The organism is Neorhizobium sp. T7_12 (genome assembly GCF_002968535.1).
Lineage (GTDB): Bacteria > Pseudomonadota > Alphaproteobacteria > Rhizobiales > Rhizobiaceae > Neorhizobium > Neorhizobium tomejilense.
Genome location: NZ_PVBK01000003.1, coordinates 478,476 through 491,671, shown reverse-complemented (window position 1 = coordinate 491,671; position 13,196 = coordinate 478,476). Strand labels below are relative to the sequence as shown.

At 62.4% G+C, this 13,196-nt stretch carries 13 protein-coding genes; 5 read left to right on the top strand and 8 right to left on the bottom strand.

The annotated features are described in order from the left end of the window. The first annotated feature begins 8 nt into the window (after positions 1 to 8). Positions 9 to 2,219, top strand: coding sequence for an amylo-alpha-1,6-glucosidase (locus tag C5J26_RS11265; protein WP_105401824.1), 2,211 nt, complete (start codon positions 9 to 11; stop codon positions 2,217 to 2,219). A 35-nt stretch (positions 2,220 to 2,254) separates the two neighbouring features. Here the strand turns inward: C5J26_RS11265 and C5J26_RS11260 are convergent, their stop codons facing one another. Next, the gene (locus tag C5J26_RS11260) at positions 2,255 to 2,479 is read right to left on the bottom strand and encodes a hypothetical protein (RefSeq protein WP_105401823.1); all 225 of its coding nucleotides are present in this window, start codon (positions 2,477 to 2,479) and stop codon (positions 2,255 to 2,257) included. 213 nt (positions 2,480 to 2,692) lie between these two features. On the opposite strand from C5J26_RS11260, the gene C5J26_RS11255 reads away from it, so the two are divergent. Further along, the gene (locus tag C5J26_RS11255) at positions 2,693 to 3,169 is read left to right on the top strand and encodes an Hsp20 family protein (protein ID WP_105401822.1); all 477 of its coding nucleotides are present in this window, start codon (positions 2,693 to 2,695) and stop codon (positions 3,167 to 3,169) included. A gap of 120 nt (positions 3,170 to 3,289) precedes the next feature. Here C5J26_RS11255 and C5J26_RS11250 read toward each other — a convergent pair whose 3' ends face one another. The 5 genes from C5J26_RS11250 to C5J26_RS11230 all read right to left on the bottom strand — a co-directional run bounded on the left by C5J26_RS11250 (position 3,290) and on the right by C5J26_RS11230 (position 8,003). Then, positions 3,290 to 4,573 (bottom strand): TRAP transporter large permease, encoded by a 1,284-nt coding sequence (locus C5J26_RS11250; RefSeq protein WP_105401821.1) that lies wholly within the window; start codon positions 4,571 to 4,573, stop codon positions 3,290 to 3,292. A 9-nt stretch (positions 4,574 to 4,582) separates the two neighbouring features. Next, entirely contained in the window at positions 4,583 to 5,080 is a 498-nt protein-coding gene (locus C5J26_RS11245) for a TRAP transporter small permease (RefSeq protein ID WP_245441147.1), read from the bottom strand. A 42-nt stretch (positions 5,081 to 5,122) separates the two neighbouring features. Further along, positions 5,123 to 6,118 (bottom strand): C4-dicarboxylate TRAP transporter substrate-binding protein, encoded by a 996-nt coding sequence (locus tag C5J26_RS11240; protein WP_105401881.1) that lies wholly within the window; start codon positions 6,116 to 6,118, stop codon positions 5,123 to 5,125. Positions 6,119 to 6,180: 62 nt separating this feature from the next. Next, the gene (locus C5J26_RS11235; protein WP_105401820.1) at positions 6,181 to 7,236 is read right to left on the bottom strand and encodes an Ldh family oxidoreductase; all 1,056 of its coding nucleotides are present in this window, start codon (positions 7,234 to 7,236) and stop codon (positions 6,181 to 6,183) included. 23 nt (positions 7,237 to 7,259) lie between these two features. Then, a complete protein-coding gene (locus tag C5J26_RS11230; RefSeq protein ID WP_105401819.1) occupies positions 7,260 to 8,003 on the bottom strand; it encodes an SDR family oxidoreductase in 744 nt (247 codons plus the stop codon). A gap of 210 nt (positions 8,004 to 8,213) precedes the next feature. Here C5J26_RS11230 and C5J26_RS11225 point away from each other — a divergent pair, with 210 nt between their 5' ends. Further along, positions 8,214 to 9,236, top strand: a complete 1,023-nt coding sequence (locus tag C5J26_RS11225) for a GntR family transcriptional regulator (RefSeq protein ID WP_105401818.1) — start codon at positions 8,214 to 8,216, stop codon at positions 9,234 to 9,236. An 81-nt stretch (positions 9,237 to 9,317) separates the two neighbouring features. Here C5J26_RS11225 and C5J26_RS11220 read toward each other — a convergent pair whose 3' ends face one another. Continuing rightward, positions 9,318 to 10,040 (bottom strand): FadR/GntR family transcriptional regulator, encoded by a 723-nt coding sequence (locus C5J26_RS11220; protein WP_105401817.1) that lies wholly within the window; start codon positions 10,038 to 10,040, stop codon positions 9,318 to 9,320. 154 nt (positions 10,041 to 10,194) lie between these two features. Between C5J26_RS11220 and gudD the strand changes: the two genes are divergently transcribed. Continuing rightward, positions 10,195 to 11,586: a glucarate dehydratase gene (gudD, locus tag C5J26_RS11215; protein ID WP_371681906.1), complete on the top strand. Its 1,392-nt coding sequence runs from the start codon at positions 10,195 to 10,197 to the stop codon at positions 11,584 to 11,586. 80 nt (positions 11,587 to 11,666) lie between these two features. Then, a complete protein-coding gene (locus tag C5J26_RS11210) occupies positions 11,667 to 12,635 on the top strand; it encodes a tripartite tricarboxylate transporter substrate binding protein (protein WP_105401816.1) in 969 nt (322 codons plus the stop codon). A gap of 64 nt (positions 12,636 to 12,699) precedes the next feature. Here C5J26_RS11210 and C5J26_RS11205 read toward each other — a convergent pair whose 3' ends face one another. Beyond that, on the bottom strand, positions 12,700 to 12,960 hold the full coding sequence (locus tag C5J26_RS11205; RefSeq protein WP_105401815.1) for a hypothetical protein: 261 nt from the start codon (positions 12,958 to 12,960) through the stop codon (positions 12,700 to 12,702). Positions 12,961 to 13,196: the final 236 nt, after the last annotated feature.

Here is a 13,196-nt window from a genome sequence, read left to right as displayed (position 1 = left end):
GAGAAGCCATGTCGATCGCCTCTGCGGACAACCCGACCGGGGTGCTGGCCGGCCCAGGCGCACCGGTCGCGCAATTCTTCATCCCCGCTGCCGCATCGCTGCAGGAGCGGCGGCCACGTACCCTGAAGCACGGCGATACCTTCGCCGTCTTCGATCACAACGGCGATGCGCTCTCCGGCCCGGGCAGCCCGGAAGGCCTCTTCCACCGCGACACGCGCTATCTTTCTCACCTCTACCTGTCGATCAATGGCCGGCGCCCGATGCTGTTGTCGTCGACATTGCGCGACGACAACGCAACACTCACCTGCGACCTGACCAACCCCGACCTCTTCGACGGCAAGGGCAGGCTCATCCTCGAGCATGACCTCATCCATCTGCGCCGGTCGCGCTTCTTGTGGAAGGCAAACTGCTACGAGCGGCTGACCGTCAAAAATTATGACGAGCGACCGCAGCACATTTGCATGGAGATCGCATTCGCGACAGACTTTGCTGACCTTTTCGAAGTCCGCGGTACCGTGAGGGCAAGAAAAGGGCGCCATCTTCCGGCGGTCATCGAGCAGGGCTCGATCCTGCTTTCCTATATCGGTCTGGACAGCAAGAAACGGCTGACACGGCTTTCCTTTGATCCGCAGCCGGACAAGCTCGGCAGCGACCTTGTCGTCTATGAACTCGATCTGGCACCGCACGAAAGCCGGTCGCTGTTCATCGAGATCGGCTGCGACCAGGCGGCGCAAACCGATAGGGCCGGCTACCGCTCGTTCTTTTTTGCCTTGCGGGATGCCCGACGGGCCCTGCGCGCCGCGTCTTCGCGCGCGGCGTCGATCATGACGTCGAACGAGATCTTCAACGAGGCGGCCCGCCGCAGCATTTCCGATCTCTACATGCTGATGACCGACAAACCGGAAGGTCCCTATCCCTATGCCGGCATCCCGTGGTTCAGCACCGTGTTCGGCCGCGACGCCCTTATCACCGCGCTGCAAACGCTGTGGCTCGACCCGGAGATCGCTCGCGGCGTGCTCGGCCATCTGGCGGCCAACCAGGCAACGGAGCTGGACCCGGCCTCGGATGCGGAGCCGGGCAAGATCCTGCACGAGGTGCGTTACGGCGAAATGGCCGAACTCGGAGAAGTTCCCTTCCGGCGCTATTACGGCAGCATCGATTCGACACCGCTGTTCCTGATGCTGGCCGGCGAGTACCTGAAGCGGACCGGCGACCTTTCGACGATCTTCCGTCTTCTGCCGCATATCGAAGCGGCGCTGACATGGATCGACGAGCACGGCGATCGCGACGGCGACGGTTTCGTCGAGTACGGGCGCCAGACGGAAGAAGGCCTGATCAACCAGGCATGGAAAGACAGCCAGGATTCCGTCTTCCATGCCGACGGAACGCTGGCCAGAGGTCCCATCGCCATTGCCGAGGTGCAGGCCTATGTCTACGGTGCGTGGCAAAGTGCTGCCGAGATCTTCCGTCGGCTCGATCGGCCGGAACAGGTCACCCACCTTCTGGCCAGGGCGGAAGGCCTGCGCCGCGCGTTCGATGCGGCCTTTTTCGACGAGGAGCTCAGCACTTACGTGCTGGCTCTGGATGGGGACAAACGGCCGTGCCGGGTTCGATCGTCGAATGCCGGCCACGCGCTTTTCACCGGCATTGCCTATCCAGAAAGGGCGGGACGGGTCGCCCATACGCTCATGAGTGCATCTTCCTTCTGCGGCTGGGGCATTCGCACCATCGCGTCGAGGGAGGCGCGCTACAACCCGATGAGCTACCACAATGGCTCGGTCTGGCCGCATGACAATGCGCTGATCGCCAGCGGTCTGGCGCGATATGGTTTTCGCGCGGAAGCGGCGCGGATATTCGATGGACTGTTTGGAGCCTCGACCTATATCGACATGCGGCGGCTTCCCGAACTTTTCTGCGGATTGCCCCGACAGCGCGCGCAGGGGCCGACATTCTATCCGGTCGCCTGTTCCCCGCAGGCCTGGGCCGCGGCTGCTCCGCTTTCGCTGCTGCAATCATGCCTCGGTCTCGATTTCGATCCGAATGCGTTGCAGATCAGCTTCAACGAGCCCCAGCTTCCGGCATTCCTCGACGAGGTCACCTTGCGGCATCTTATGATCGGCACCGGATCGGCCGACATTGCCATCCGCCGCTCACGCCGCCAGGTCGTGGTCGATGTTATCGACCGCAAAGGCGATGTTCGGGTTTTGACGATCGCGTGAGCGGGCACCAGGCCCGATCGGAACCACTGCCGGGTTTATTCGGCTTGCTCTTCCTCGTCGGCGGCGAGCAGATCGACAAGGACGGCAACCCTGCCAATCGGCAGATGCCGCCCTTCGCCCATCAGGGCTTCGTCGTTGCTGATCCAGGCCCAGGCTTCGGCCAGTTCGGCCTGGGTCGCGCCGGTTGCGATCACCTCGGTCACAAGTGTCCGATCGACGGGGCCGAGTACGGCGATGACGTCCTCTGAAGTCATTGTCATGATCTCTTCCTTTCCATGCTTCCACCCGCTTATATGGAGGCGAGAAGGCAAAATTCCATTTTTTTTGCTTGAGGAATTCGAGAGTCTTGAAACGTCAACCCGCTGAATTATATCAGTAATGTCGATCGCCTGAGGGGATCGACACAAAGTCCGGAGGCGCTGGCAGCGTCTCAGCGTCTCCTGTTCCATGTTGCTTCCAAGGAGGATATGGCTATGAGAACAAACCTCGATTTCTCTCCCCTGTTCCGGTCGAGCGTCGGCTTCGACCGAATGTTCAACCTGCTGGAAAAGGCAGGCAGCTTCGACGTGATCGACAGCTGGCCGCCCTATGATATTCTCAAGACCACCGAAGACGATTACCGCATCACCATGGCGGTTGCCGGCTTCGCACAGGACGAACTGACCCTTACGCAGGAGCAGAACATGCTGCTTGTCTCCGGTCAGAAGGCCAAGGAGGATGAAGGTCAGTACCTGCATCGCGGCATCGGCGGGCGGAGCTTCCAGCGCCGCTTCCAGCTTGCCGACCACGTCAAGGTCGTCGGCGCCAGCCTTACAAACGGTCTGCTGACCGTCGATCTCAAGCGCGAAATCCCGGAAGCGATGAAGCCGCGCAGGATCGAGATCGCGGCCGATTCCGCTCTTCCGCGGCTCGAAACGGGCTATGTCGAGGCGGAGAAAACCGCCGCGTAAGGCTTTCCAACACCGAACGGGCCCAGGTGCCGGATACTGCCCCGCACCTGGGCATTGTTGTATCTGGAGCCTATCTTTGCGATTCTATAGCATAGCGGTGACACCTGCTCTGACCCGGATTCACGGATTGAACAGCAGGTTCGGCATGTAGAGCACGATCCCGGGCATGAAGATCAGGATGAGCGTCACCAGCGATACCGCGATCAGGAAGGGCATGGATTCGCGCGCGTAATCTTCGATCGGGCATCGGAGGATCTGGCAGACGACGAACATCGCCCCACCCACCGGCGGGGTATAATTGCCGATCGTCGCCGCGATGATGAAGACCAGTCCGAAATGCACAGGGTCGATGCCGTATTGCTGGATCAGCGGCATGAAGATCGGCGTCAGCATGACGATCAGCACCGAGCCTTCCATGAACGTGCCGGCCACCAGGATGAACAGCACGATGATCACCATGACGATGGTCGGATCATCGGTGATGCCGAGCATCCATGTGGAGATCACCTCCGGAATGCGCTCGAAGATGATGCCGTAACCGAACACGGCCGAAAGCGCGAGCAGGAACATCACCGCGCCCACGTCGATCAGGCTGGCCTCGACCGCCTGCTTGAAGCTCGTCCAGGTCAGCATCCGATAGGCGAAGACTCCGACCAGGAACGCATAGACGACGGCAAAAGCGCCGATTTCCGAGGGTGTGAAGACGCCGAAGCGCAGGCCAAAGATCAGGATGATCGGGAAGAGGATCGCCCAGCTGCCGGCGATCGAGGCCTTGACGACCTCGGACGGCGTCGGTGCGCGGTCCAGTTCCGGCTTGTAGCCATGCTTGCGGGCGGTGATCGAGATGGTTACGGCAAGTGCCGCCCAGAGCATGAAACCCGGAATGATGCCTGCAGCAAACAACCGGCCGATCGAGACCTGCCCGACGGTGCCGTAGAGAATGAAGCCGATGCCGGGCGGAATGATCGGCGCCATCAGCGAACCGTAGGACAGCACGCCGGCCGCATAACCTTTCGAAAAACCGCGCTTCAGCATCTCGAAGCCGAGCAGGCGGGTATTCATCGCCGCATCGGCGATCGACGAGCCGGTCACGCCGCTCATCAGCGTCGAAAGCGCGATCGACACCTGCGCCAGGCCGCCCTGCAGTCGCCCGGTCAGCACCGACGCGAGCTTCAGGAGGTTATGGGCGATGCCCGAGGAGTTCAGGAAGTTTCCCGCGAGGATGAAGAGCGGCACGGCGAGCAGCGCGAAATTCTGCGTCTCCGTCACCGTCAGCTGAACCGTCATGGTGCGCGGCAGGTCCGGGTTCTGCAGGAAGAAGACCACGCCGGAAATGCCGACCGCAAAGGCGATCGGCATCCCGATGACGAGGAGGACGGTGAATACGATCGCCACAAGCAGCATGGCGCGCCCTCACACCACGTCGACGGCGGCATTGGCGACGTGTTCACCGCGCAGGTCCGCCCGGATGTGAAGGAGCGTGGTGGCAAGCAGAAGTGTCGCGCCCACGGGAAGGCTTGACGTCACCCAGGAATAGCTGACCCATGGAATGCCCTGGAAGGAGCGGATGCGGCTGATCCAGGTAAGGGTGAACCCGTAATACATGATGAACAGCAGGAAGGCGACGATCAGCACATAGTTGACCAGGCGCAGCGTCTTCTGCAGCTTTTCCGGCATCCGCAGGGTAAACACGTCGAGCGCCATCATGCTGTTCTTGCGCCAGGCGATGTCGGCGGCCAGAAAGCAGGACCAGGCGAACAGGCAGGTCGCCACGTCGATCGTCCAGTTCTGCGGATAACTGAAGAAGCGGGCAAGCCCGCCCACAAAGATCAGCAAGGTCATGAGGATCAGAAACGTACCCGCGACGATTGCCTCGATCTTTCCGATGAAATCGTAAAAGCGTATCATCATCTCGTCCTTTCGCGGGCCGTTCCGATCGTCCAACCGCGGCTCCTATTTCTTGCCGAGCTCCGCCCGGACGGCGTTCCTGGCCTCCAGAATGCCGAGCTTCGAATAGGCGGCCTCGCCGGCCTTTCTGAACGCAGCAAGATCGATGTCGCTCACGACCTGCATGCCGCGCTTCTGGAGATCGGCCTTGATCGTGTCCGCCGAGACCGAGATCTTCTGCGAGGTCTCGCGGCCGGCCGCCCGGCATTCCTCGACAAGCGCCGTCTGGAATTCCGGCGGCAACCTGGCGAACCAATCGGCGCTGACCACCTGGAAGTTGATCAGCATGATGTGCTTGGTCTCGTTGGCGTATTTCAGCACCTCGTAGAAGCGCCCGCCCGGAATGTTGGCATAAACGAGCTCGACCCCGTCGATCGCCTTCTGTTGCAGGGCGGGGTACATTTCGCCAAAGGCCATGGCGGTCGGCGCTGCACCCAGCGCCCGGATCGATTCCTGCCAGATCGGTGCAGGCGGGGTGCGGATCCGCAGGCTAGCGAGGTCCTGTGGTGTCCTGATCGGCTTGTTGGTGAAGAAATGGCGGAAACCCTGCACCCAGTCGAAGCAGACGACCTTCAGACCATGGCTGGACGCGAGCTCGTCCTGCCATTTCTTCAGTGATGGGGTTTCCGAAAGTTTCCAGACATCCTCCAGCGTGTCGACGAAATAAGGGCCGTTCATCACCGCGATGCTGGGGACGTAATTGCCGAGACGGGCGGAATCGGTGTTCTGGCCGACATTGGCGCCCTGGCGGATCTGTTCGATAATGTCTTCCTCGACGCCGAGCTGGGCGCTGTGGAACACCTCCAGCTTCAACCCGCCTTTGGTCCGCTCGTCCACCTTCCTTGCCCAGGCCTGGAAACCCGCATGAAACGGTTCGCTCGGCGCCAGAACGTGGTTGAAGCGCAGGGTGAATTTTTGCTGGGCGCTTGCCGGCGCCGTCGTCAGCGCGGCCAAACCGGCAGCCGCCAGAAGCGGCAGCAGTCTCTTTGCAGAAATGCGCATGCTCTCCTCCTCTTCGTGTCTTCTGGACATCTTTGCCTTGCCGGCTCCTTCGCCGGCAGTCGTCACGGCAACAGCGCGGGGGTCTCCAACCCGAAGCGTTCGCCAAGCTTTACGAACGCCTCCCGCGTTGCCGGATCCAGTGGAACGCCACGCTGTTCACGCTCGTCGGCGACCATCCATTCGCGGTCGCCCGGCGCCATCACCCGCATGCCCTCGCGCGGCGGCGAAGAGCGCAACACCTCGACATAACGCTGCATGCCGGCGGTGAAGACCTCTTCGGGCACGAAAGCGCCGGGCTTCATGGCCAATACGAAAGCGCCAAGAGCGCGGGGCGTGGAAAAATCCGGGCCGTTCATCGGCAAGAGGTCGAAGCTCAGCCGCATGCCCGACAGAACCGCACTCAGGATTTCCACCAGGCCCGCCAGCCCCGCACCCTTGAACCCGAACTCGCCGCCGACCGGCGCCAGCATCTCGGCCAGCGACGGATCACGGATGTCGCGGCCCTCGACATCCGAGGCGACGCCCGCCGGAAGCTCGCGGCCGAGGCTGCGGTAGAGCTTCACGCGGTTATAGGGAATGGCGCTCGTCGCCATGTCGAGCAGCCAGGGCCTTTGACCGGCGACAGGCACGGCAAACGCGATCGGATTGGTGCCGTGGAACCGCATCGCTCCGTCGTGCAGACGTACGAAACTGTCCGAATTGCAGAAAGCAGCGCCGATATACCCTCTCTGCGCCGCATCGAGCGCATAGGCGCCGGCCGGGCCAAAATGCGAGCTGTTGCGGATCGAGACGACGCCTATGCCGCATGTGTCGGCAAGCTCGATCGCCTTGTCCATCGCGCGATATGCGGCAAGCGCCCCGTGGCCGTGATCGGCATCGAGCAAAGCTACCGCCGGCGCGGACTGAGTCACAGTGATGTTCGGGCGCTTGTTCACCCGGCCGCCGGTCATTGCGGTGATATAATGGTCGAGCAGGCGCACTCCGTGGCTATCCACGCCGAGCTGCGAGCCATGCATCATCGCCCGGGTCGCGGCATCCGCGGTCGCCTCTTCCGCCCCGGCGGCGACAAAAGCCGCGCGGCAGAACCGCTCGACATCGCCGATTCCCGCATGGACCATATCCTCGGTGGCTGAAGTCTGACTCAAAGCGTCTGTCCTCCGTCGATTACGAGTATCTGCCCGGTCATGAATGCTGCTTCGTCGCTGGAGAGAAAAACGGCCGCCGCCGCCATCTCCTCCACCGTGCCCAGCCGGCCCATCGGTTGGCGGGACATGAAGCTGCGCGGCATCTCTTCCGGATCGGCCGCCTCGTCGATCCGACCCTGCAAGCCGGGCGAAAGCGTCGTGCCCGGGCAAAGCGCGTTAACGCGCACACCGGTCGCGATCACGTCCCGCGCCACGGCCTTGGTAAGGCCGATCAGCGCCGCCTTGCTTGCGCCATAGGCGACCCGGTTTTGAACTCCGGTAATGCTCGAGGCCACCGAGGCGACATTGACGATTGCGCCGCTGCCGCGCGCGATCATGCCGGGCAGGACTGCCTTCATGGTACGGAAGGCGGATGTCGCATTCTGGTCGATGCTTTTTTGCCAATCCTCTTCTTCGCAATCGAGGATCGAGCCGTTGTGAACCCAACCGGCACAATTGACGAGAATGTCGATCGGCCCGGCCTTGCCAAGCACCGCCTTCACCTCCGCAGCATCCGTGACGTCGAGCCCGACGATCTCGATGGCGGACGAACGATCGGCAAGATCGGCCATCTTGGACGGCGTGCGGCTCGTCGCCACGACCGTCGCTCCATCTTCGGCAAAGACGACGGCAATGGCCCGGCCGATGCCTTGGCCGGCACCTGTCACCAGAGCGCGCTTCTTTGCCAAACGACCGACCATCCACCTTCCTCTCCCACAGGCGCATCAAATGTCTAGTGTGTACACTAGACATCATTTGACGTTTGGCAAGACGGTTTGTGGATCACGACATGGCGAGCTTCGGTTCGGCCGGTGAAGCCGGCGAATTGAAGGGATGCAGTCCACCTGATAGTTTCCTCACCTGAAGGCCGCCCAGGCGTCAAAAGCGGGGGCCGGAAGCAGGGAGGCAAGATGGTGGACGGGCGCGTGGCCAATGCGGAGGAGCGTCGGCCGAAGGTCGCAGGCGGTGCTGCGCCTCGTCTCTACCAGCAGGTCTACGAGATCATAGCAGGGCAGGTAGCGCAGGGTGTGCTTCCGCCGGGCAGGCGCGTCACCGAAAGCGCGATCGCCCAGCAGTTCGGGATCAGCCGGGCGCCGGCGAGGCAGGCTCTGGCGGAGTTGGAGCGCGAAGGGTTTATCGAAAAATCGGCCGGCCGCGGCTACCAGGTAAGCGCCTCGGAGCCGGGAAAAGCAGCGCGACCGGCGGAGCTTTCCCATATGGCCGATGAGCCGCGCCTCACCCAGTTGTCAAGCTGGGAAAGAATCTACGGCGAGGTGGAAAGCGAGATTGCCGCACGATGTTTCTTCGCCGGCTGGCGCGTCAACGAAGCAGAACTTGCCCGCTTCTACGACGTCAGCCGCACGGTGGCCCGTGACGTCGTCGGTCGGCTGCAGCAACGCGGCATCGTCCGCAAGGATGAGCGGGCACGCTGGGTCGCGCCGGCCATGACGCCGGATCACGTCGGTGAACTCTACGAACTGCGCTGGCTGCTGGAGCCCGTGGCGCTTGAAAAGGCGGCGCCCAGGGTTTCGCCCGAAGTCCTTGCCGTCATGCGCGACCATCTGCAATCGGCCATGGACAATGCGGCCGAGCTTACGGGCCCGGATCTCGACCGGCTGGAGGAGGAGCTGCATGTCACCCTGCTCGGCCACTGCGACAACCGCACGCTGATGCAGGCGATCGGCCTGCCGCAGGCGCTACTCGTCGCGCATCGCTTCCTCTATCAGTGGATGCCGCGGTTGTTCGGCTCGGAGCCCTTCCTGCCGGAACATATGGCAATCGTCGAGCGGCTTCAGGCCGGCAGGGTGGGAGACGCAGCTAGATCCCTGCGAGAGCATCTGCAGGTTTCGCGTCAGCGGGCGATCGACCGCATCACGCGGGTCACGCGGGAAGTGCATCCGCATGACCTGCCCTATCTGGAAAAATTCGACTGAACCTCCGCGCAAAGCGGCAGCACCGGCGACCGGGCTACTTCGCCGATATCGGGTATCTTTGCGCAGAAACTTGATGCCGCTTCACGCGCCGTCTTCGACCAGAAGTCGAATGACGCTCTGGCTCATGTGGAAACTCATGACTTCGTGTGCCTGCACCGGGTCGCCGGCCTTGATCGCTTCAAGGACGCGCTGATGCTCTTCGACGACACGCGGCGCCACCTGGTCCGGCGGCCGTTCTTGCAGCTTGCGGGTGAACTCCATCATCAGCTTGATCTGGTTGCGCATCGTCCCGAGCGCAAAGGGGAAATAAGGGTTGCGAGTGGCTTGCGCCACGGCCATGTGAAAGGCGAAGTCTGCTTCAAAAACGCCCTCGCCGGGCGGCAGGGTCAGCATCCGACGGTGCGCGTCCTCGATGCCGCGGATCCCTTCGGGATCACAAAGCCGCGCCGCGTCCTCCGCTGCCGCGCATTCCACCACCTGGCGAAACCGCATGCAGCGCTTCATGTCGAACACCGTCTGGATCGACAGCCCCTGAATATCGGCGGCCGACGGCACGACATCCGCCCGCGGCTGCACGAAATTGGCCGAGCCTCGCCGGGAAATGATCCGGCCGGCGTCGCGCATCTTCACCAGCGCCTTTCGCAGGACCGGACGCGATACGCCGAATTGACGGGCAAGCTCCGCCTCCGGAGGCAACCGTCCGCCCCCCTGCCAGGCCGGCGCCTCCAGCATTGCTTCCAGCCGGGCGAACACATGCGACGACAGGTCCCTAACGGCGCGGGTTTGCTGAATTATCTCATCCATCGCCACATCCTATCTCCGGTATCCGCCCTTTCCAAGTGGGTCGACCGCTTACTAATATTTACTTATATTGACAAATGAGTCCGCTTGCGCGACTTAGTTGGGGATTGCCGCGCCAAGCTGGCCAGAAACCCGCATGACCTGAGAAGTGCCCGACATGACAGAGGACTGGATGCTCATCGAGCCGAATTCGTCGACCCACGCCGCCAACAGCCATCTCGCCCGGCATACGCCGCGGATCGTTTCCGTGCGGGCGATCCCGGTTGCGGGACGCGACAGCATGTTGCTCAACCTCAGCGGCGCGCACGCTCCCTTCTTCACCCGCAACCTTGCGATCATCGAAGACGATTCGGGTCATCTAGGCATCGGCGAGGTTCCGGGCGGCGAAACGATCCGCCGGACGATCGAGGAAGCAGGCCCTCTCCTGATCGGCCAGACGATCGGTGGATATAACGGCCTGCTCGACCAGGTGCGCAAGACGTTCGGCGACCGTGACAGCGGCGGCCGCGGGCTGCAGACCTTCGATCTGCGCACGACCATCCATGTGGTGACGGCGCTGGAATCGGCGCTGCTCGATCTTCTCGGCCAGCATCTCGGCGTGCCGGTGGCAGCCCTTCTCGGCGACGGCCAGCAGCGCGACCGGGTCGAAATGCTCGGTTACCTCTTCTACGTCGGCGATCGTCAAAAGACGGACCTCCTTTATCGTGACAGCAAAGGCGAGACCGATGCCTGGTTGCGGCTGCGCGACGAGGAGGCACTGACGCCGGAAGCGATCGTCAGGCTCGCCGAGGCAACGCAGGAGCGCTACGGTTTTCGCGACTTCAAGCTGAAAGGCGGCGTCTTGCGAGGCGACGAGGAAATCGAGGCGGTGACGGCCATCGCTCGCCGCTTCCCCGAGGCCCGCGTCACCCTCGACCCCAATGGCGCCTGGTCGCTGGAGGAGGCGGTTCGTCTCTGCAAGGGACGCGGCGACGTACTCGCCTATGCGGAAGACCCCTGCGGTGCCGAGCAGGGTTATTCCGGCCGCGAGATCATGGCCGAATTTCGCCGGGCCACCGGCTTGCCGACCGCCACCAACATGGTGGCCACCGATTGGCGGCAGCTCTCGCACGCGATCCAGCTGCAATCGGTCGACATCCCGCTCGCCGACCCGCATTTCTGGACCATGCAGGGCTCCGTGCGCGTCGCACAGGTCTGCCAGACCTTCGGCATGACCTGGGGCTCGCATTCCAACAACCATTTCGACGTGTCGCTGGCGATGTTCACCCATGTGGGCGCGGCAGCGCCCGGACGCGTAACGGCACTCGACACCCACTGGATCTGGCAGGACGGGCAGCGGCTGACCCGCGAGCCGCTGAAGATCGAGGACGGACATATCGCCGTGCCGGACCGGCCGGGGCTCGGCGTCGAGCTGGATATGGAGCGCGTCGAGGAAGCCCACCAGCTCTACCTGAAGCACGGGCTCGGCGCGCGCGACGACGCGACCGCCATGCAATATCTCATCAAGGACTGGCGCTTCGACAACAAGCGGCCGTGCCTGGTGCGCTGACGAAAGAACCACAGGGTCGCCATGCGCCGCGGCGGCCATCACCAGGACGCGGCGTCAAGGATCATTGAGGAGGATGAACCATGAAAGCGCGAACACTGCTTGCTATTTCGCTTAGCCTCGGCATCGCTCTTGCCGCCGGGGTTGCCAGGGCGTTCCCCGACGGCCCGATCACCATTATCGTGCCCTTCCCGCCAGGCGGCGCGACCGATACGACCGCGCGGTTCATGGAGCCGCACATGTCCAAGGTATTGGGAGCGAACATCATCGTCGAAAACAAGCCGGGCGCCACCGGCGCGATCGGCGCCGGCCTGGTCGCCGATGCCGAAGCCAACGGCCAGACGCTGATGGTCGCCTCGCTCGGTACCTTCGCCACCAACCCCTATCTTCAAAAGAAGCTCTCTTACGATCCGGTGAAGGACTTCGATCTCCTGACGGTCGCGGTGAGCACGCCCAACGTGCTGGTCGCCACGCCGAAATTCAAGCCGAGCAGCGTTCAGGAACTCGTGGCGGCGATGAAGGAAAAGCCGGAAAGTGTTACCTTCGCAAGTTCCGGCACCGGCTCTTCCGATCACCTGACTGCCGCTCTCTTCTGGCAGGCGACCGGCACCAAGGGCGTGCACGTGCCCTACAAGGGAGGCTCTGCGGCACAGGCCGATCTCGTCGGCGGCCATGTGGACGTGTCCTTCCAGAACCTCGGTGCGATCATCAATTTCGTGCAGGGCGGGCAGATGAAGGCGCTCGCACAGACGGGCGAGAAACGCCATCCGCTGCTGCCGAACGTGCCGACGCTCACCGAACTCGGATACAGCAATATCGTCGTCAACGCCTGGCAGGGCGTGGCAGCCCCGAAAGGTCTGCCGGCCGACGTCAAGGCAAAACTCAACCAGGCGATCCAGGCCTCGCTCAAAGACCCCGAGGTCGTTGCCAAGTTCAACAAGCTGGGCTTCGACGTCGTCGCCAATTCCAACGAGGAATTCGGCACCTATCTCAACAAGGAGATGGCGCGCTGGAAGGACGTCATCGAAAAGGGCAATATCAGCGCGGAGTAATCCGTGGATTCACGGGCCGCCTCAGTCCCTTGAGCGGCTTCCTCGCAACATCGGGGAAGTCGCCTCAAGGTCTGCAAGAGACTTTTCCGGCATCCGGTCCCCCATCGGCGACCTCGATGTGAAAGAGATCTTTGATCGACGCGACCACATCCTCGATCCGTTCGACGGGGCTGCGGCTCTCCGGCTCGACCGGTACGACTTCCAGCACGCTTGACAACTTGAACGATCGGACACCGTCAGTCACGGTTGTGTACAATCTCCCGTTTTCAATCCTGATGTCTTCAGCAAAAAAATCGTCACTGTCCTCGACTGCCACCAGAAACATTCACAACTCCACGCGATCTTCGGATAGCCCATAAGATCGAGCTGAGTGCATCATTTCAAATCGAGAAAACGAGGTAGGCCCGGTTGCTCCTTTCGGTGGTGCCGGGTGGACATGTCCACAACAAGCTCCTGTACTCCCGCATCTGGACGCTGAAATAGATCGTCTGGCGGATATGCGAATCACCAGCACTGAACAATGATGGCGATGCGGGAAGACCCCCACCATCAGCAATGGTC

Coding starts and splice junctions, on each gene's coding strand:
- gudD (WP_371681906.1), top strand. CDS start 10,195: ATGACAGAGGACTGGATGCTCATCGAGCCGAATTCGTCGACCCACGCC.
- C5J26_RS11255 (WP_105401822.1), top strand. CDS start 2,693: ATGAGAACAAACCTCGATTTCTCTCCCCTGTTCCGGTCGAGCGTCGGC.
- C5J26_RS11260 (WP_105401823.1), bottom strand. CDS start 2,479: ATGACAATGACTTCAGAGGACGTCATCGCCGTACTCGGCCCCGTCGAT.
- C5J26_RS11205 (WP_105401815.1), bottom strand. CDS start 12,960: ATGTTTCTGGTGGCAGTCGAGGACAGTGACGATTTTTTTGCTGAAGAC.
- C5J26_RS11220 (WP_105401817.1), bottom strand. CDS start 10,040: ATGGATGAGATAATTCAGCAAACCCGCGCCGTTAGGGACCTGTCGTCG.
- C5J26_RS11245 (WP_245441147.1), bottom strand. CDS start 5,080: ATGATGATACGCTTTTACGATTTCATCGGAAAGATCGAGGCAATCGTC.
- C5J26_RS11240 (WP_105401881.1), bottom strand. CDS start 6,118: ATGCGCATTTCTGCAAAGAGACTGCTGCCGCTTCTGGCGGCTGCCGGT.
- C5J26_RS11235 (WP_105401820.1), bottom strand. CDS start 7,236: ATGGTCCATGCGGGAATCGGCGATGTCGAGCGGTTCTGCCGCGCGGCT.
- C5J26_RS11210 (WP_105401816.1), top strand. CDS start 11,667: ATGAAAGCGCGAACACTGCTTGCTATTTCGCTTAGCCTCGGCATCGCT.
- C5J26_RS11225 (WP_105401818.1), top strand. CDS start 8,214: ATGGTGGACGGGCGCGTGGCCAATGCGGAGGAGCGTCGGCCGAAGGTC.
- C5J26_RS11250 (WP_105401821.1), bottom strand. CDS start 4,573: ATGCTGCTTGTGGCGATCGTATTCACCGTCCTCCTCGTCATCGGGATG.
- C5J26_RS11265 (WP_105401824.1), top strand. CDS start 9: ATGTCGATCGCCTCTGCGGACAACCCGACCGGGGTGCTGGCCGGCCCA.
- C5J26_RS11230 (WP_105401819.1), bottom strand. CDS start 8,003: ATGGTCGGTCGTTTGGCAAAGAAGCGCGCTCTGGTGACAGGTGCCGGC.